15 protein-coding genes and 1 pseudogene are annotated in these 16,326 nt (G+C 59.8%); 10 read left to right on the top strand and 6 right to left on the bottom strand.

Annotated elements, in window-relative coordinates:
- Nucleotides 1-180: 180 nt before the first annotated feature.
- The 4 genes and pseudogenes from I2I05_RS01080 to I2I05_RS01070 all read left to right on the top strand — a co-directional run bounded on the left by I2I05_RS01080 (nucleotide 181) and on the right by I2I05_RS01070 (nucleotide 3,692).
- Complete coding sequence (locus I2I05_RS01080; protein WP_196280362.1) at nucleotides 181-1,476, top strand: erythromycin esterase family protein; 1,296 nt, start codon at nucleotides 181-183, stop codon at nucleotides 1,474-1,476.
- Nucleotides 1,477-1,611: 135 nt separating this feature from the next.
- Nucleotides 1,612-2,613 (top strand): annotated as a pseudogene (gene gltX / locus I2I05_RS22425) (glutamate--tRNA ligase); the annotation flags it as partial.
- 180 nt (nucleotides 2,614-2,793) lie between these two features.
- Entirely contained in the window at nucleotides 2,794-3,153 is a 360-nt protein-coding gene (locus I2I05_RS22420; RefSeq protein ID WP_394368721.1) for a hypothetical protein, read from the top strand.
- Between the two features lie 143 nt (nucleotides 3,154-3,296).
- Nucleotides 3,297-3,692 (top strand): hypothetical protein, encoded by a 396-nt coding sequence (locus tag I2I05_RS01070; protein WP_196280360.1) that lies wholly within the window; start codon nucleotides 3,297-3,299, stop codon nucleotides 3,690-3,692.
- Between the two features lie 11 nt (nucleotides 3,693-3,703).
- Here the strand turns inward: I2I05_RS01070 and I2I05_RS01065 are convergent, their stop codons facing one another.
- Nucleotides 3,704-4,321, bottom strand: coding sequence for a toxin-antitoxin system YwqK family antitoxin (locus I2I05_RS01065; protein ID WP_196280359.1), 618 nt, complete (start codon nucleotides 4,319-4,321; stop codon nucleotides 3,704-3,706).
- 170 nt (nucleotides 4,322-4,491) lie between these two features.
- Between I2I05_RS01065 and I2I05_RS01060 the strand changes: the two genes are divergently transcribed.
- Nucleotides 4,492-5,274, top strand: coding sequence for a TIGR00266 family protein (locus tag I2I05_RS01060; RefSeq protein WP_196280358.1), 783 nt, complete (start codon nucleotides 4,492-4,494; stop codon nucleotides 5,272-5,274).
- Between the two features lie 18 nt (nucleotides 5,275-5,292).
- On the opposite strand, the gene I2I05_RS01055 is transcribed toward I2I05_RS01060, so the two are convergent.
- From I2I05_RS01055 to lptB, 3 genes are all read right to left on the bottom strand, one after another.
- Nucleotides 5,293-5,529, bottom strand: a complete 237-nt coding sequence (locus tag I2I05_RS01055) for a hypothetical protein (protein WP_196280357.1) — start codon at nucleotides 5,527-5,529, stop codon at nucleotides 5,293-5,295.
- 134 nt (nucleotides 5,530-5,663) lie between these two features.
- Nucleotides 5,664-7,214 carry a GH3 auxin-responsive promoter family protein gene (locus tag I2I05_RS01050; RefSeq protein ID WP_230688069.1) on the bottom strand — a complete coding sequence of 517 codons (1,551 nt, stop codon included), beginning with the start codon at nucleotides 7,212-7,214 and terminating at the stop codon, nucleotides 5,664-5,666.
- 121 nt (nucleotides 7,215-7,335) lie between these two features.
- Nucleotides 7,336-8,073, bottom strand: coding sequence for an LPS export ABC transporter ATP-binding protein (gene lptB, locus I2I05_RS01045; RefSeq protein WP_196280356.1), 738 nt, complete (start codon nucleotides 8,071-8,073; stop codon nucleotides 7,336-7,338).
- Between the two features lie 152 nt (nucleotides 8,074-8,225).
- On the opposite strand from lptB, the gene I2I05_RS01040 reads away from it, so the two are divergent.
- From I2I05_RS01040 to I2I05_RS01025, 4 genes are all read left to right on the top strand, one after another.
- Nucleotides 8,226-9,494, top strand: a complete 1,269-nt coding sequence (locus I2I05_RS01040) for an OmpP1/FadL family transporter (RefSeq protein WP_196280355.1) — start codon at nucleotides 8,226-8,228, stop codon at nucleotides 9,492-9,494.
- A 27-nt stretch (nucleotides 9,495-9,521) separates the two neighbouring features.
- Nucleotides 9,522-10,979, top strand: a complete 1,458-nt coding sequence (locus I2I05_RS01035) for an SGNH/GDSL hydrolase family protein (RefSeq protein WP_196280354.1) — start codon at nucleotides 9,522-9,524, stop codon at nucleotides 10,977-10,979.
- Nucleotides 10,980-11,164: 185 nt separating this feature from the next.
- Complete coding sequence (locus tag I2I05_RS01030) at nucleotides 11,165-11,608, top strand: lipocalin-like domain-containing protein (protein WP_196280353.1); 444 nt, start codon at nucleotides 11,165-11,167, stop codon at nucleotides 11,606-11,608.
- Between the two features lie 190 nt (nucleotides 11,609-11,798).
- Nucleotides 11,799-12,311 carry a hypothetical protein gene (locus I2I05_RS01025; protein ID WP_196280352.1) on the top strand — a complete coding sequence of 171 codons (513 nt, stop codon included), beginning with the start codon at nucleotides 11,799-11,801 and terminating at the stop codon, nucleotides 12,309-12,311.
- Between the two features lie 70 nt (nucleotides 12,312-12,381).
- Here I2I05_RS01025 and I2I05_RS01020 read toward each other — a convergent pair whose 3' ends face one another.
- Nucleotides 12,382-13,350, bottom strand: coding sequence for a YpdA family putative bacillithiol disulfide reductase (locus I2I05_RS01020; protein WP_196280351.1), 969 nt, complete (start codon nucleotides 13,348-13,350; stop codon nucleotides 12,382-12,384).
- 115 nt (nucleotides 13,351-13,465) lie between these two features.
- Here I2I05_RS01020 and I2I05_RS01015 point away from each other — a divergent pair, with 115 nt between their 5' ends.
- Complete coding sequence (locus I2I05_RS01015) at nucleotides 13,466-14,380, top strand: class I SAM-dependent methyltransferase (protein ID WP_196280350.1); 915 nt, start codon at nucleotides 13,466-13,468, stop codon at nucleotides 14,378-14,380.
- 124 nt (nucleotides 14,381-14,504) lie between these two features.
- Here the strand turns inward: I2I05_RS01015 and htpG are convergent, their stop codons facing one another.
- A complete protein-coding gene (gene htpG / locus I2I05_RS01010; protein WP_196280349.1) occupies nucleotides 14,505-16,325 on the bottom strand; it encodes a molecular chaperone HtpG in 1,821 nt (606 codons plus the stop codon).
- Nucleotide 16,326 lies beyond the last annotated feature (1 nt).

The following is a 16,326-nucleotide window of genomic DNA, read 5'->3' as shown; positions in this document are numbered from 1 at the left end:
TTGCTATGGCAACGGGCGGCTTCGCCGTTTTTGGCATTTCTGGCACCTCATTAGCCTTGCGAGAAGGGTTTACTCAACCTTAACAAATTATCAGACAAGGCCGTAGGCATATCAAGCCCTGCCAACGACCAGCGGGGAATTTTATTTGAGCACGGGGGCTTCCCCCTTCATTCCCCGGCCATGGCGTCCCTGATTCCTACCTACCCATTGCGCACGGCGGCTGACCTGAGCCCCTTGCTGGACGCCATTGGCGAAGCCCGCGTGGTGTTGCTTGGCGAGGCCTCGCACGGCACCCACGAATACTACACTTGGCGCACAGCACTCAGCAAACGTCTGATTCGGGAGAAAGGCTTTCAGTTCATCGCCGTGGAAGGCGACTGGCCCGATTGCTTTGCGGTGAACGCTGCCATCAAGCAACCGGAAATTACTTACGGCTCGGCGGCACAACTGCTCCAAACCTTCAACCGCTGGCCCACTTGGATGTGGGGCAACTGGGAAATTGCGGCTTTCGTGGAGTGGCTGCACCGCCACAACAGCCACCAGCCCACCGGCAAACGCATCGGTTTCTACGGGCTCGACGTGTACAGCCTATGGGATTCGTTGCAGGCCGTGCTGCGCTACGTGGAGCAGCAGGGCGACGCGGCCGTGGCCGCCGCCCGGCGCGCATTCCACTGCTTCGAGCCCTACAGCGCCGACCCGCAGGAGTACGCCCGCGCCGTTGCCTTCGTGTCGGAAGACTGCCAGGACGAAGTCACCGCCGTGTTGCAGGCGCTGCGCCGCCAAGTGCAACAGCACGCGCCCACCAATTTGCCCGAACGGGAACTGGCCTTCGGAGCCGAGCAGAATGCCCTAGTGGCCGTGAATGCCGAGCGGTACTACAAAGCCATGCTACGCGGGGGCAGTGCCTCCTGGAACGTGCGCGACGAGCACATGATGGAAACCCTGGCCAGCTTGCTCGACCTGCACGGGTCCGATAGCAAAGCCATTGTTTGGGCCCACAACACCCACATTGGCGACGCCCGCTACACCGCCATGCGCCGCGCCGAGATGGTGAACATCGGGCAGCTGGCTCGCGAGCACCTGGGGCGCGAGGAAGTATTCAGCGTGGGGGTTGGCTCCTACCAGGGCCGCGTCGTTGCGGGGCGGGAATGGGGCGCGCCGTTCGAAACCATGGTGGTGCCGCCCGCCCTTCGCAATTCTTGGGAAGACCGGCTGCATCAACAGTTGGGCGGGCCCAATGCGTTGCTGCTATCCGAGGAGCTGAAGGAAGACGACCAACTAAGTACGCTGCTGGGGCACCGCGCCATTGGCGTGGTCTACCATCCAGAGCGCGAGCAGTTTGGCAACTACGTACCGTCGCTTATTCCCGAGCGCTACGACGCCTTTTTGTTTCTGGACCGGACCCAAGCCCTGCATCCGTTGGCCACGCACCCGCAGGCCAACGTTCCGCCCGACCTTTACCCGTGGGGCGAATAAAGAATTGTCTAATCCGCTTCGGATTGCTCAGCCAAAGCTGTGCGAACGGCTGCCGGTACCGGAGCTTCTTACTACTGAGGACTGGCCTTACCTTTGCGGCGCGTTCCGGCCTACGGGACGCGCTTTTTTTGCGATATGACTGAGAGAGAAGTTCGGGTGCGCTTTGCACCGTCGCCCACCGGCCCGCTGCACATTGGCGGGGTCCGCACGGCCTTGTATAACTACCTGCTGGCCCGCAAGCTGGGCGGCAAGATGCTGCTCCGCATCGAAGACACCGACCAGAACCGCTTCGTGCCGGGCGCCGAGAACTACATTCTGGAAGCCCTGGCCTGGTGCGGCATCGTGATTGACGAAGGCGTGGGTCCCGGCGGCCCGCACGCGCCCTACCGCCAGAGCGAGCGCAAGCCCATGTACAAGCAGTACGCCGACCAGCTCATTGCCAGCGGCCACGCCTACTACGCCTTCGATACCCCCGAGGAGCTGGACACTATGCGCGCCCGCCTGCAGGCCGCCAAGGTGCCCAACCCGCAGTACAACAGCATCACCCGCGCCCAAATGCGCAACTCCCTCACCCTGCCCGAAGACGAGGTGAAGCAGTTGCTCGACGGCGGCGCGCCGTATGTTATTCGCCTCAAGGTGCCGCGCAAAGAGGAAGTGCGCTTCCAGGACCTCATTCGCGGCTGGGTGGTGGTGCACTCCTCGGCCATCGACGACAAGGTGCTCATGAAGTCGGACGGCATGCCGACCTACCACTTGGCCAATATCGTGGACGACCATCTGATGGAAATCTCGCACGTGATTCGGGGCGAGGAATGGTTGCCCTCAGCGCCGCTGCACGTGCTGCTCTACCGCTACCTGGGCTGGGAAAGCACCATGCCCCAGTTTGCCCACTTGCCCCTGCTGCTCAAGCCCGACGGCACCGGCAAGCTCAGCAAGCGCGACGGCGACAAGCTCGGCTTCCCGGTGTTCCCGCTGGAGTGGCACGGCCTCGACGGCGAAACCGGCGAACCAACCGTGAGCCGCGGCTACCGCGAAGACGGCTACCTGCCCGAAGCTTTCATCAACTTCCTGGCCTTCCTGGGCTGGAATCCCGGCTCGCAGCAGGAAATCTTCTCGATGGACGAGCTGATTGCCGCCTTCAGCATCGAGCGGGTGAGCAAATCCCCGGCCCGCTTCGACCAGAACAAGGTGAAGTGGTACAACGAGCACTACCTCCGCGCCAAATCCAACGCCGAGCTGGCGCCCTACCTACTTGCCGCGCTAACCGAGCACGGCATTGCCTGTTCGCAGGAAAAGGCCGAGCAAATTGTGGGCGTGATGAAGGAGCGGGTGAGTTTCCCCAAGGACTTCTGGCAGGAGGCGAAGTACTTTTTCCAGGCGCCGGACAGCTACGACGAGCAGGTTATCAGCAAGAAGTGGAACCCGCAGGTAGCAGCCGCGCTGGTGGCCTACGCCGACGCGCTGCCCAGCGCCGCCGAGCCCACGGCCGAAGGCTTGAAGGGCCTTTTCACCCAAACCATGGAAGCGCAGGGCCTGAAAACCGGCCAGGTGCTGCAGGCTTTGCGCGTAGCCGTGACCGGCGCCGGCGCGGGGCCGGATTTGTTTGAAACCTTGGTAATTCTGGGCACGGAAGAGGTGGCCACTCGCCTGCGAACGGCGGTGACTGCGCTGGGCTAACGCGAGGCCAATCCGTAGATTATGGTGAAAAAAGGCTGGCCAATAGTCAGCCTTTTTTCTTGCCTGGGGCCTGCTCCAACACCACCTCTCGGCCCTAATTCGCGTAAAGCCTCGAACTGCTCCCCGAATTAACCGATTCCATTATGGCCAAGAAACCCGTCAAGCCCAAGTCAAAAGCCCAAGACCCGGACAAGAAAGCGCGCGTGCACAAAGAACTGGAGGGCTTTGAAATCGGCGTAAACCCCTTGGGGGAAATCACTTCCAACTACAGCATCGAAGAAATCAACCAGTTTCTGGGGCGCCACGTGCGCGATAAAAAGCTAGTGGACCGCGCCGGCCAGTTTGGCGAAAAGCCGGGCCCCGACGAAACCGAGGACGAGGCATTTCCCATTGCCGACGCCGAGCACTCGCCCGAGCCCGAAGAAACCGACGAGGACTTTATGAAGCGCACCAGCCGCGAGGCCAAACGCAAAAAAGCCCCGCTCGACCCCGACGCGGCCGCTGCCGAAACCCGTGCCGACCTGCCCCCCGCCGAATAAGCCGCGGCGCGCTACAGTGTGTTGGTAATGCTTGTGCGCCGGCCATTTTCGAAGGTTTCCACCTTGAACAACTGGCCCGCCCGGTAGGTTTCGGTGCGGGTGCGGCTGTTGCCCACGTAGGTTTCTACTTCGGCGAGTTGGCCGTTTTCGTAGGTTTCGGCCCGGGTGAGGGTGCCATCGGTGTAGGTTTGAATGGCTGTTTTTTGGCCGTCCTCGGCGTAGCTAGTCCACGGCCCAAACCAGTAGAAACGGGGAGTTTTGCCGCTGCCCGTCACCCATTGCGCATGGCCTTGGCGGGCCGTTTTTCCGTTGGGATACCAATAAGTCACTTCGCAAACGCCGTCCGCGCCGTAGCGTTCGGTGTGGTCCAGAACTCCCGTGGGCGAATAGTAGTTGAAGCTGCCCACCGGCCGGCCGTGCCGGTACCGGCCGGTCGTGAACGGCTCCTTTTTGGCGTCGTCGTAATACGTGCGCCAACGCCCCTTGGCCAAGCCGTGGCGGTCGGTGCGGTTGGGCTGCCAGAAGCCCAAGGGTCTGCGGTGAGTGGCGGCTGAGCGGGGACCGACGCAGGCTCCACACAGCAGGTCCGCAATGCAAAAACTCAACAGAATCAGGGTTCGGTAGGGCATAGCAGCAACTCGTGTTAGTACAACTATAAATTTAGTTGAAAACTATCCACGCAACGCAACTCCGTCAAAATATTGTACAGAACAGGTAGTTTTCGGTATATAGCGAACACCTCGCGGAATACGGCAACTTTTTTACCTTTGGCGGCACCAATCACCTTTCCCATTCCGCTATGCTTTCCCACGACGTTGACTACCGTATTCTGGGGTCCGATATTCAAGTACTGGAAATTGAACTCGACCCCAACGAAACCGTCATTGCCGAGGCCGGCGCCATGGTGTACATGGAGGAAGGCATTGCGTTCGAAACCAAGATGGGCGACGGCTCCGAGCCCGACCAAGGCCTGATGGGCAAGCTGTTCTCGGCCGGCACGCGACTGATTACCGGCGAGTCGCTCTTCATAACCCACTTCACGCACCGCGGCGGCTACGGCAAAAGCCGGGTGGCGTTTTCGGCCCCCTACCCCGGCACCATCATTCCCATCGACCTCCGCGACATGCCCAACGGGCTTATTGTGCAAAAAGACGGCTTTTTGGCAGCGGCGCGGGGCACCAAAATCAGCCTGCACTTCAACCAGAAATTTGGGGCGGGCCTCTTCGGTGGCGAGGGCTTCATCCTGCAAAAGCTCACCGGCGATGGCAAGGCCTTTGTGCACGCCGGCGGCACCATCATCGAGAAGAAACTGAACAACGAGTTGCTGCGTGTCGACACCGGCTGCGTGGTGGCGTTCGAGCCCGGCATTGATTTCAGCGTGGCCCGCGCCGGCGGCTTGAAATCCATGATTTTCGGCGGCGAAGGCTTGCTCTTGGCCACCCTCCGGGGCACGGGCCGCGTGTGGATACAGTCCATGCCCGTCAAAAAGCTCATCCGGGCCCTGGCCCCGGGCGGCGGCAATGCCCAAAAAGAAAGTGGCGGCGTCCTCGGCGGCCTACTCGGTGGCGTATTGGACGAGTAACCGGGCTAAGAGCGAAGGCTACCTATTGGCGCTGTTATAAGCTGATTCACTGCTCGTTTCGGATAGCCCGGTAATCACAAACGTTACCGCTACGGCAATGACAAGGCCGATGGCAATGGCCACGCGAATTAAAAACTTGTGGTCTTTGACCTCGTCGTGCTTACGTCGGTCGGCCTCACGGCGCTGACGGCGAGACTTATACGGACGCTGATAGGCCGATTTTTTGGCCTCTGAAGCAACAGAGCTGTAAGACATAGGGCGGGAATGTTAGCGTAATATTACTAACTATTCTCTAAATAAAGACGTTCCTTTTTCACTAGGCCGCTATATTTCGGAATTGGCTACCGGTTTCATCCAATTGGTACAGTAGCACGCTTGAGAGGAGACGGTTAAGATTCGTTATTCCTTCTCCTTTCGGCAGTGGCCAGCACCGCTTCCAGTACCTCGCGCGAATTGAGTAGACGCGGCACTTTGTGCTGGCCACCCAGCTTCCCTTTGCCGGCCAGCCACGACTCGAACGTGCCCGCCGGCACGGCGTGCAGTCGGGGCGGGGCCAGGACCAGGTTGCGGTGCCGCTTGGCGGCGTAGTCAGAATTCACGGCGCACAGCGTGGCGTCGAGCACGGCCCCGAACGTGGTCAGATTGGGGCAGGCGGCTTCGGTGGCGAATTCGATGACCCACTCGTGCCCGCCTCGCGACGAACTGTCTGCCGCAAACCAGATGGGGGCCGCCGTGAAATCGCGCACGGTCAAGCCAATGGCTTGGCTGGCCGCAACGACGGCCGCTTCGGCGTTCTCGATAACCACTTCCTCGCCAAAGGCATTGAGAAAGTGCTTAGTGCGCCCGGTGATGCGCACACGGTACGGTGCGAGGGACGTAAAGCGCACGGTATCGCCCACGAGGTAGCGCCACAGGCCGGCGTTGGTGCTGATGACCAGGGCGTAGGGCCGGTGCAGCTCCACGGCGGCCAGCGGCACGGGCTGCGGGGCGGGGCTGGCCCACTGGTCAGCGGGTAGGAATTCGTAATAAATGCCGTGGTCGAGCAGTAGCAACAGGTCTTCGCTGTCGGGCTGGTCCTGCAGGGCAAAGTAGCCTTCGGAAGCGCTGTAAATCTCGAGGTAGCGCATGCGCGCATCGGGAATGAGCTGGCGAAACAACTCGCGGTAGGGCCCAAACGCCACCGCGCCGTGCAGAAACAGCCGCAGGTGCGGCCACACATGGGTGATGTCGGGCGCCCCGGCCAGTGCCACCACGCGGCGTAGCAGCACAACCATCCAGGTGGGCACGCCGGCCAGCACGCGCACGTCCTGGGTGAGCACGTGGGCGGCAATGCGCTCAATCTTTTCTTCCCATTCCTCCAGTAAAGCCAGCGCCAGCGGCGGGGTACGCATTTGCTCGGCCCACCACGGCAGCTGCTGCATGATAACGGCCGACACGTCGCCGGTGCGGGAAGCGGGCTCCTGAGGCCGAAACGGATTGGCCGAATGGGCACCGCCCAAGGACAGGGTTTTGCCGGTCACGAGCCGCTCCTGCGGGTAAAAGTGCGTGGCCAGGGCCAGCATATCGCGCCCGGCGCGGTAGTGGCAGTGCTGCAGGGCTTCGGCCGTGACGGGGATGTACTTGCTACGGTCGTTGGTGGTGCCGCTCGATTTGGCAAACCACTGCGGCCGGCCCGGCCAGAGCACATCGGGCTGGCCGCGCAGCACTTTTTCTATTTCCGGATACAGCTGCTCGTAGGTGCTGACGGGCACGCGCCGGGCAAATTCGGCCGGCGTCAGGCGCTCTTTGAATCCGTAGCGCTGGCCCCATTCGGTGCCTTGCGCCCGCCCCAGCAGCTGGCCCAGCAGTTTGGCCTGCACTTCAAGCGGCTGCTGGCGCAGGCGGGCCAGCCGGGGCATGCTGCCCCATTGAACGGCGGTGGCAAGGAGCTGGTCAAGCATCAACGGACGGAAATCGGGAATTAAAAACGAAAAGGACAGCCGTAAAAATCACCCGGCCGAATGAGTTGAAACGGGCACTGAATACGGTTAGGCTGGCCCGCTTCCATTTTGCTTCTTCCCGCTATCGCGGCACGGTGCGCTTGAGCTCGAAATTTTTGCCCAGGTACACGCGGCGTACGGTTTCGTCGCTGGCCAACTCCTCGGCGGTGCCGGCCTTGAGCAGCTTGCCTTCAAACAGCAGGTAGGCGCGGTCCACGATGCTGAGGGTGGAATTGACGTCGTGGTCGGTAATAAGCACGCCAATGTTGCGGTCTTTGAGCTTGGAAACGATGCCCTGGATTTCTTCGGTGGCAATGGGGTCGACACCGGCAAATGGCTCGTCCAGCAGCACAAACTTGGGGTCAACGGCCAGGGCGCGGGCAATTTCGGTGCGCCGCCGCTCGCCGCCGCTCAGCACCTTGCCCAGGTTTTTGCGCACGTGCGTCAGGCTGAACTCTTCCAGCATCTCCTCCACTTTGTCGCGGCGAGCATCTTTTTTCATGCTCGTCATTTCGAGCACCGCCATGATGTTTTCCTCCACGCTCAAGTCGCGGAACACGCTGGCTTCCTGCGCCAAATAGCCCACGCCCAGCCGCGCCCGCTGGTAGATGGGCATGGTCGTAATTTCGGTGTCATCGAGAAAAATGCGACCGGCGTTGGGCTTCACCATGCCCACCATCATGTAGAAGCAGGTGGTTTTGCCGGCGCCGTTGGGCCCGAGCAAGCCCACGATTTCGCCCTGCTCCACGGTTACCGACATGTCGTTGACAACGGTGCGGGCTTTGTACTTTTTAACGAGGTGGTCGGCGCGAAGAATCATGAGCGTAAAGGTACGGGCTTGCGCCACGGATGACTAAGTGGGTAACAAACGATTGTAAAGGGATAAATTATTCGGCTTGCCGAACACTTGACTTGAAATTTTCCGTTACTTTTAACCCTACATCCCAACCACCCTAAATTTTCTGTATTAATATGACGGTAAAAACACTACTCCTTGCGGGCGGAGCAGTCCTGGTAGGCGCGTCGAGCGCTAACGCGGGCGGCTTTCAGGTCTACCTACCCAGCCAGCAAAGCATCGGCATGGGCGGAGTAGGCGTCGGCCTCTCCATGGAACAAGCCGCGCAGTTCATGAACCCCGGGGCCATGGCCATGCTGCGTCAGAATGGCGTGCAAGTAGGCATGAGTGCTACGTTTGCCCGGGTGGCCTTCCGACCCATTTCCGGCGGCGAGCAGCGCCAGTTGCAAAACAGCACCGTAACACCCTTCAACGTATACGCCAGCTTCGGCCCCAAAGACAGCAAGTTTCGCGCCGGCATCTCGGTGTACACCCCTTACGGCTCCTCGCTGAAGTACGAGCAGGGATGGGAAGGCCGCTTTGCCCTCAACGAAATCACCCTGCGCGCCGTGTACATTCAGCCCACGGTGAGCTACGCCATCACCGACCAGCTGAGCGTGGGCGCCGGCCTGATGATACTGTCGTCCGGCTCAGTGAACCTACAGCGCTCCATTGCGTTGCCTTCGGCCGAAGGCAAGATTGAGCTGGACGGCAAAACCAAAACTGGTTTTGGCGTAAACGCCGGCATTTACTTCAAGCCCTCCGACAAGCTCAGCGTGGGCCTGAGCTACCGCTCGAAGATTGACGCCAAAGTGGAAGGCGGCAACGTGACCGTATCGGGCATTACCCCCGCGCTGCAGTCGCGATTCGTGGGCGACAAGTTTGACGCCACCCTGCCCCTGCCGGCCACTGTCAACATCGGCCTCGGCATCACGCCCAACGAGAAGCTCACCGTGGGCCTCGACGTGAACTTCACGCAGTGGAGCGAGTACCGCTCGTTGCGCTTCGACTTCTCGAAAGACGGGGCGCCTGCGCAGGTGGGCACCGGCACTTTCTCCGAGTCGAAACGCTCGTACCAGGACGGGCTGACCTTCCGCTTGGGCGGCCAGTACAAAGTGACCGACAAGCTGGCCCTGCGCTTGGGCGGCGCCTACGATACTTCGCCGGTGAAAGACGGCTACGTGACGCCCGAAACCCCGGATAATGACCGGGTTATCGGCACTGCCGGTGTGGGCTACAACATCACCGAGAACTTCGGCGTGGATGCGTCCTTCATGTTCCAGGCCATCCTGAAGCGGACGCAGACCGAAGCCCAGCTGCTCGACAACGGCACGACCGACCGCGTGGCCGGCACTTACCGCACCAACATCAGCATTCCGGGCATCGGGTTGCGTTACAATTTCTAAGTCTCACTCCGCTAGTATTTTGTTCGTATGAACCTTATTTTCAAACGTTCCGCGCCTTTTATCGCGCTATTAGGCCTTGCGCTTGGCGGGTGCCAGCCCGACCTGAATGACGACCCGAAGTCTAGTGCCGGCCAGGCTGATTTCAGCCGTTACATCGCCGTCGGCAACTCGCTCACGGCGGGCTACAGCGACAACGGCGTGTACCGCGAAGGACAGCTGAATTCGTATCCGGCCATTCTGGCCCAGCAGTTTCAGAAAGTAGGCGGTGGCGCTTTCGCGCAGCCCCTGTTTCCCGAGGCCAACGCCAACGGCAGCGGTTATCTAACCATTACCGGTTTTAACGGTGCAACTCCCGTGCTGGGCCAGGTGGCGCCCAACGGCGTAGTGGGCCTGGGAGCCGACGCCAGCACCCCGCTGCTGGTGCGCTACACCGGTACCGACAACCAAAACCTCGGCGTCCCCGGCATCCGCGTCGCCGACATTGCCACCAACGGCTACGGGTTTAACAACCCCTTGGGCTTCAACCCCTTCTTTGAGCGCCTGCTGCCCGCCAGCGACGCTCGCTCGTACACCCAGTACGTGCAGGAGCGGGTGGCCACCATCAAGCCCACCTTCTTCACTAACTGGCTGGGCAACAACGACGTGCTCGGCTACGCCAGCTCCGGCGGTACGGCGGCGCCTCTCTCAGACCCCGCTGATTTCCGGACGAAATACACCGAAATCGTAAACGTACTGACCACCGGAGGTGCCAAAGGCCTGGTGGCCACCATCCCGAACGTGGCCAACGTGCCGCTGTTCACCACCGTGCCCACGGCCAGCGTGATTGGCCAGGTGCGCAGCGCCCCCGTGCCGGCTGCCATCGCCGGCCAGCTCACGGCCGCCCTGTCCCTGACGCCGGAGCAAGCCGCCACCATTCGCTTTGGCCTGTTCATCGAAACCACTGTTACCACACCCACTGGCCCCAGCACAGTAGTGCGCGAAGCCACGGCTGCCGACTTGCTGCTGCTGACGGCCAGCTCCGTTATCAATACGCCCTCGACCACGGCTAATCCTTTCCCCCGGGGTTTGGGCATCTCCATCACCGGTCTGGCACCGGCGCAGGCGGCTGGTTTAGCCGCCGCCGCTCCTGCTAACGCCCTGCCCAGCCGTTTTGTGCTGGATGCTGGTGAGATAGCAGCCGTGCAGGCTCGTACCACCGAGTTGAATGCCATTATCACGGAGGTAGGCCGTAGCAAAGGCCTTGCTATTTTTGATGCCAACACGTTCTTCAACGGCCTGGCCCGCAATGGCTTGGTGGTGAACGGCGTGAGCAATACCGCCGCCTTTGTATCGGGCAACCTCTTCTCGCTCGACGGCGTGCACCCCACGCCCCGGGGCTACGCCGTTATCGCCAACGAGATGATTAAGGCCATCAACGCTACGTACGGCGCCGCCGTGCCCGGCGTGGACGTTACCGCTTACCGCGGCGTGAAATTCCCGCAGTAATTCTAATACCCACCGGTTACAAACAAGCGCCTTCCTGTAGCAGGAAGGCGCTTGTTTGCTTTTAAAGCGGGTCTTTGGGGAAATTGCTTAAAAAACAGAGCCTCACGGCTAGCTTATTCCGTGACTGAATAGGTAGATTTGCTTATGCCGAAGCATGGTGCTTTGGGATTCTATACTTTCCCGCAATGAAAAGCCTCTCTACTTATGTCCTGCTTGCCGCAATGGCAGTCCTGACAGTAAGCTGCAAAAAAGACAGCGAAGCCACTCCATCCCTTACCAAAACCGACTTGCTGACGGCCAAAAGCTGGCGCTTGACGGACGTCAAGCTGGGTGGACAAAGCTTTTATGCTTTCCTCGACGATTGTGACAAAGACGATTTTATCAAGTTCAACACGAACAAGTCTGCCACGTACGACCAAGGTGCTCTCAAATGTGACCAAACCGAACCGCAGACCGCAACCGGCACCTGGGAGTTCACCACTAACGAAACTAAACTGAAAATCACCGACCCCGCTGGCGACGTTGAGGAAGGCACCATCACCACCTTGAATGCCACCTCGTTGGTGCTAAGCGACCCCAATTATGGGGGCGCCGGCGTTGCCGCCGAGTTGACGTACACGGCGCGCTAAGCTCTTCTGAAAAACCGGAAAAGAAAAAGGCTGCTCCACCAGGGCAGCCTTTTTCTTTTCTGGGCTTTGCCGTTTTCCGCTCTGGATAGATACGGTTGAGCTTATAAATTAATTTTCAGATAAATACCGGTTTAGCCAATGTGGAGCCTTAGTTTTAGTGCTTCTATTATGTTCTCATTTTTCTCTTTTCATGAATAAACGCTTTACTCATCTACTCATCTTATCCTTGGCTTTGGTTGCCGCGGCTTGCGGCAAAGACGGTGACCCCACCCCCGACAAACCCGCTGTTTCAGCGAAAACCGCTCTGCTGACGACACCCAAGTGGCGCATTACCGCCATTGTGGGCACGACCACCTTCGGTGGCCAAACCACTACTATTAACGGCTATGCTTCGTTGCCCGCCTGCCAGAAAGACAACTTTGGCAAGTTCAACGTTGATAAATCCGTGGTGATGGACGAAGGCGCTACCAAATGCTCGACCACCGCACCGCAGTCCAAGACCGGGACTTGGTCGTTCAATGCGGCGGAAACCGAGCTGACCACCGTTGACCCCTCGCAGCCCACGGGAACGCTACAGCACACCGTTGTGGCCGAAGTATTGCAGCTCACCGCCACTGCCCTGAAGGTGAAAACAACCACGACCCAAACGGTATCTGGCTTCACCATCGTTTCGACGGCCACTACCACGTACGCGGCAATCTAAGAAAACCGCCGCCTACCCAGAAATCTCAACCCAAAAGGCCTCCTGACTACGGAGGCCTTTTGTTTTACCCTCAAGCGAAGGCTTGCGCGGATAGATGCGCCGCGATGAGCTGCGCGTGGTGCCGCCCATTCTCGATGAACCACCGGCTGGTGGCGCGGCCGCCGCACACGGTACCGGCCACAAACAGGCCGGGCCGGGTGGTTTCGTGAGTGGCGGGGTCAAAGAGCGGGGCGCGGGCTTCGTCGGCCGGGTCGGGCTCGACGCCGAGGCGGCCGAGCAGGGCCTCGTCGGGGTGGTAGCCGGTGAGGGCGTACACAAAATTGGTGGGGATGGTAAGCGGGCCATCGGGCGTGAGAACATCGACCGCTTCGGGGTGAATGGCGGTGATGCAGGTATTGAAGTGCGCCGTAATGCGGCCTTCGGCAATGCGGTTGACGAGGTCAGGGCGAATCCAATACTTCACGGAGTCGCTGATGGCGGGGCCGCGCACAATGAGCGTGACCGTGGCGCCGGCCCGGGTGAGCTGCAAGGCGGCTTTAGCAGAAGAATTTTTGGCGCCGACCACCACGACGTGTTGCGCCACGTGCTGGTAGGGCTCTTTGTAATAATGACTGACGTGGGGCAAGTCCTCGCCGGGCACGTTAAGCGGGTTGGGCAAGTCGTAGAATCCGGTAGCCACGACGACGTTGCGGGTTCGAATTTCGCCTTTGTCAGTCGTGACGGTGAAGTTGCCTTGCTCACCTTCCAGCTTCAGCACTCTTTCGTAGAGGCGCAGGGTCAGCTTTTCGTCGCGGGCCACGCGCTGGTAGTAGTCAAGAGCATCTTCGCGCAGGGGCTTGTAGTGGCTGGTGGGAAAGGGATAGCCGCCTATTTCGAGCAGTTCGGGCGTGGAGAAAAACTCCATATTGGTGGGGTACCCCACCAGAGAATTAACCAAGGCCCCTTTTTCCACGATGGCCACTTTCAGGCCGCGCCGCTGGGTTTCGAGGGCGCAGGCCAGGCCCACGGGGCCGGCTCCGATGATGAGAACGTCGAGCATATGATGTAGAGACGCATACTTGCGTCTTGTCGTTGAACAGTAAATGGGTACGTTTCCTCTTGAAACCAGCCGCTCCGGACGCCGGGACGCAAATATGCGTCTCTACCTTTGCGCCATGCGTATCTGTGACTTGTGCGGCAGCACCGACTTTAAGAAGCTGCCTTTTTACTACGAATTTGAAGGCCAAAGGCTGCAAGGCACCCAGTGCCGCAGCTGCGACCTAATGTTCCTCAACCCCCAGCCTACTCCCGCGCAGCTGGAACGGCTGTACGGCAAAGACTATTTCACGGAGCGGCCCAACTACGACCGCACCCAGCAGGACATCGTTTTCATCGAAGAAGGCCAGAAGCAGAGTGCTCTAAACCAGGTCCGGCCCGACAAGTTCACCAACTACATTCTGGCCAAGTACCCGGGCCGAAAGTTTCGGTACCTCGACGTGGGCTGCGGCCCCGGCTACACCCTCAAAAGCCTGGAAAACCTGGGCTGGGAAGCCCACGGTCTGGAAATATCCGAGCACGCCGCCGACTTTGCCCGCCGCGAACTGCACCTGCCCGTAGTAACGGGAAACATCGAAACCACCGAGGACTTCCACGAAAACCAGTTCGACCTTGCCTACATGGGCGACGTGCTCGAGCACCTGCTTTCCCCGGCGGCCACACTGGCCAAGTTCCACCGCATTCTGGAGCCGGGCGGGCTGCTGGTGCTGGCCCTGCCGGCCACGCTCAACCTGCCCACCGTGCGCCTGGGCTTTGCCGCTTACGGCGTGCTGGGCAAGGAGCGCAAGATGGACATTCCGCCCTATCACCTCTTCGAATTCACTCCCGCTACCATCACCAAAATGCTGAAGAAGCAGGGCTTCGAAGTGGTGGAACTATTGAACCCCGTGAAACCGCCCAAGAACATTCGCCTAGGCGGCAGCGTGGTGGAAAAGGTGAGCAAGCTGGCTGGCCAGTACCCCACGTATTATCTGAACAAGCTGACCGGCCGGTTTGGCGACCGGATGTTTGTGGTGGCGCGGAATGTGAAGTAGCCTGGACTCTGCGAATCCGTACATGGGCGGCAGAATGTTCCAATAACAAAAGCGGCGCGAAGCATGTGCTTCGCGCCGCTTTTGGCGTTCATAACCTGCGCGGACTCGCAGAGTCCACGATACATTACAGCAGCTCCGTACTGCGCTTCACGAAGGCCGTCAGGGCCTCGCCTTTCAGCATCCCCTGAGCCAGCAGCGCGAGGTCGAAGGCTTGCTTGGCCAGCTTCTCGCCGTTGCCATCGGCCAGCACCTTTTGGGTGAGGGGGTGGTTGGCGTTCACGGTCACGTCGTACGACTCGGGGAAGGCGCCGAACATCTGCATGCCCCCGCCGCCGCCGGTGCGCTGCATGTCCTTCATGCGGCGCATGAATTCGTTTTGGGTGATGACCACGGGCGCATCCTGGGGCGAAAGAGCGGCCACTTTCACGTGCATAGCTTCGTTGGCAATGGCCGTTTTGTAAACGTCGGCAAGCTTAGTTTGCTCGTCTTCGCTCAACACGCTTTCGGTGGTGTGGTCCTTCTCGATGAGTTTGCTCAGGGTGTCGGCATCGACGCGCTTGAAGCTGGTTTTCTCGAGTTTCTGCTCTAGCTGGCCCACAAAGTGCGGGTCGAGGATGTGGTCGAAGTTCAGCACGTCGTAGCCGCGCTCCTGGGCGGCGGCCACGAAGCCGTGCTGGTGCTCGGCGTCGTTGGTGTAGAGCACCACGGTATTGCCGTCCTTGTCCTGCTGGTTGGCCTGGATGTGCTCGGTGTATTCGGTAAGCGTGAACAGCTTGTTATCCACGTTTTTCAGCAGCACGAAGTCCTTGGCTTTCTCGTAGAATTTCTCATCCGAGAGCATGCCGTACTTCACAAACATGCCGATATCGCCCCATTTCTCCTCGTAGCCGGGCCGGTCCTGCTTGAACAAGCTGCTCAGCTTATCGGCTACTTTCTTGGTGATATAGGTGTTGATTTTGCGCACCGCCGCGTCGGCCTGCAGGAAGCTGCGCGACACGTTCAGCGGGATGTCCGGCGAGTCGATGACGCCGTGCAGCAGCATTAGGAATTCGGGCACCACGTCCTTCACCTCGTCGGTGATAAAGACCTGACGCGAGTAGAGTTGAATTTTGTTGCGCGAGAATTGCAGCTCGTCCTTCACCTTCGGGAAGTACAGAATACCGGTCAGGTTGAACGGGTAGTCCACGTTCAGGTGAATCCAGAACAGGGGCTCGTCCATGCTCATGGGGTAGAGCTCCTGGTAGAATTTCTTGTAGTCCTCGTCGGTCAGCTCGGCCGGCTGCTTGGTCCAAATTGGGGTCGTCTGATTGATAACCTCGCCCTCGAACTCAATCGGAATGGGCAGGAACTTGCAGTACTTGGTGAGAATGGTGCGCAGGCGGGCAGGCTCCAAAAACTCGTCCGAATCTTCGGCGATGTTCAGCACCACGTCGGTGCCGCGCTCGGCCTTCTCGGTTGTTTCCAAGGTGAACGAGGTGCTGCCGTCGCAAATCCAGTGGGCGGCTTCGGTGCCTTCCCGGTAGCTCTGCGAGAAGATTTCAACCTCCTTGGCCACCATGAACGCCGAGTAGAAGCCCAGACCAAACTGACCGATAATCTGGTCTTTGGTGGCGGCATCCTTGTCCTTGTACTGCTCCACAAACTCGGTGGCGCCGCTGAAGGCAATCTGGTTGATGTACTTCTTGATTTCCTCGGCCGTCATGCCCAGGCCGTGGTCGGAAATCGTGATTTTGCGAGCCTCTTTGTCCACGGTCACGCGCACTTTCAACTCGCCCAGTTCGCCCTTGAACTCGCCCAACTGGGCCAGGCTCTTCAGCTTTTGGGTGGCGTCGACGGCGTTCGAGACCAATTCCCGCAGGAAAATCTCGTGGTCGGAATACAAGAACTTCTTGATAATAGGGAAGATGTTCTCGGTGTGGATGGAGATGGAGCCGGTTTCTTGCATG

Origin of the sequence: Hymenobacter jeongseonensis, from assembly GCF_015694725.1 — a bacterium.
Classification (GTDB): Bacteria; Bacteroidota; Bacteroidia; order Cytophagales; family Hymenobacteraceae; genus Hymenobacter; species Hymenobacter jeongseonensis.
Note: the sequence above shows the minus strand (reverse complement) of the source record. Positions and strands in the feature narration are given on the sequence as shown.

Coding starts and splice junctions, on each gene's coding strand:
- I2I05_RS01080 (WP_196280362.1), top strand. CDS start 181: ATGGCGTCCCTGATTCCTACCTACCCATTGCGCACGGCGGCTGACCTG.
- I2I05_RS22420 (WP_394368721.1), top strand. CDS start 2,794: ATGAAGGAGCGGGTGAGTTTCCCCAAGGACTTCTGGCAGGAGGCGAAG.
- I2I05_RS01070 (WP_196280360.1), top strand. CDS start 3,297: ATGGCCAAGAAACCCGTCAAGCCCAAGTCAAAAGCCCAAGACCCGGAC.
- I2I05_RS01065 (WP_196280359.1), bottom strand. CDS start 4,321: ATGCCCTACCGAACCCTGATTCTGTTGAGTTTTTGCATTGCGGACCTG.
- I2I05_RS01060 (WP_196280358.1), top strand. CDS start 4,492: ATGCTTTCCCACGACGTTGACTACCGTATTCTGGGGTCCGATATTCAA.
- I2I05_RS01055 (WP_196280357.1), bottom strand. CDS start 5,529: ATGTCTTACAGCTCTGTTGCTTCAGAGGCCAAAAAATCGGCCTATCAG.
- I2I05_RS01050 (WP_230688069.1), bottom strand. CDS start 7,214: ATGCTTGACCAGCTCCTTGCCACCGCCGTTCAATGGGGCAGCATGCCC.
- lptB (WP_196280356.1), bottom strand. CDS start 8,073: ATGATTCTTCGCGCCGACCACCTCGTTAAAAAGTACAAAGCCCGCACC.
- I2I05_RS01040 (WP_196280355.1), top strand. CDS start 8,226: ATGACGGTAAAAACACTACTCCTTGCGGGCGGAGCAGTCCTGGTAGGC.
- I2I05_RS01035 (WP_196280354.1), top strand. CDS start 9,522: ATGAACCTTATTTTCAAACGTTCCGCGCCTTTTATCGCGCTATTAGGC.
- I2I05_RS01030 (WP_196280353.1), top strand. CDS start 11,165: ATGAAAAGCCTCTCTACTTATGTCCTGCTTGCCGCAATGGCAGTCCTG.
- I2I05_RS01025 (WP_196280352.1), top strand. CDS start 11,799: ATGAATAAACGCTTTACTCATCTACTCATCTTATCCTTGGCTTTGGTT.
- I2I05_RS01020 (WP_196280351.1), bottom strand. CDS start 13,350: ATGCTCGACGTTCTCATCATCGGAGCCGGCCCCGTGGGCCTGGCCTGC.
- I2I05_RS01015 (WP_196280350.1), top strand. CDS start 13,466: ATGCGTATCTGTGACTTGTGCGGCAGCACCGACTTTAAGAAGCTGCCT.
- htpG (WP_196280349.1), bottom strand. CDS start 16,325: ATGCAAGAAACCGGCTCCATCTCCATCCACACCGAGAACATCTTCCCT.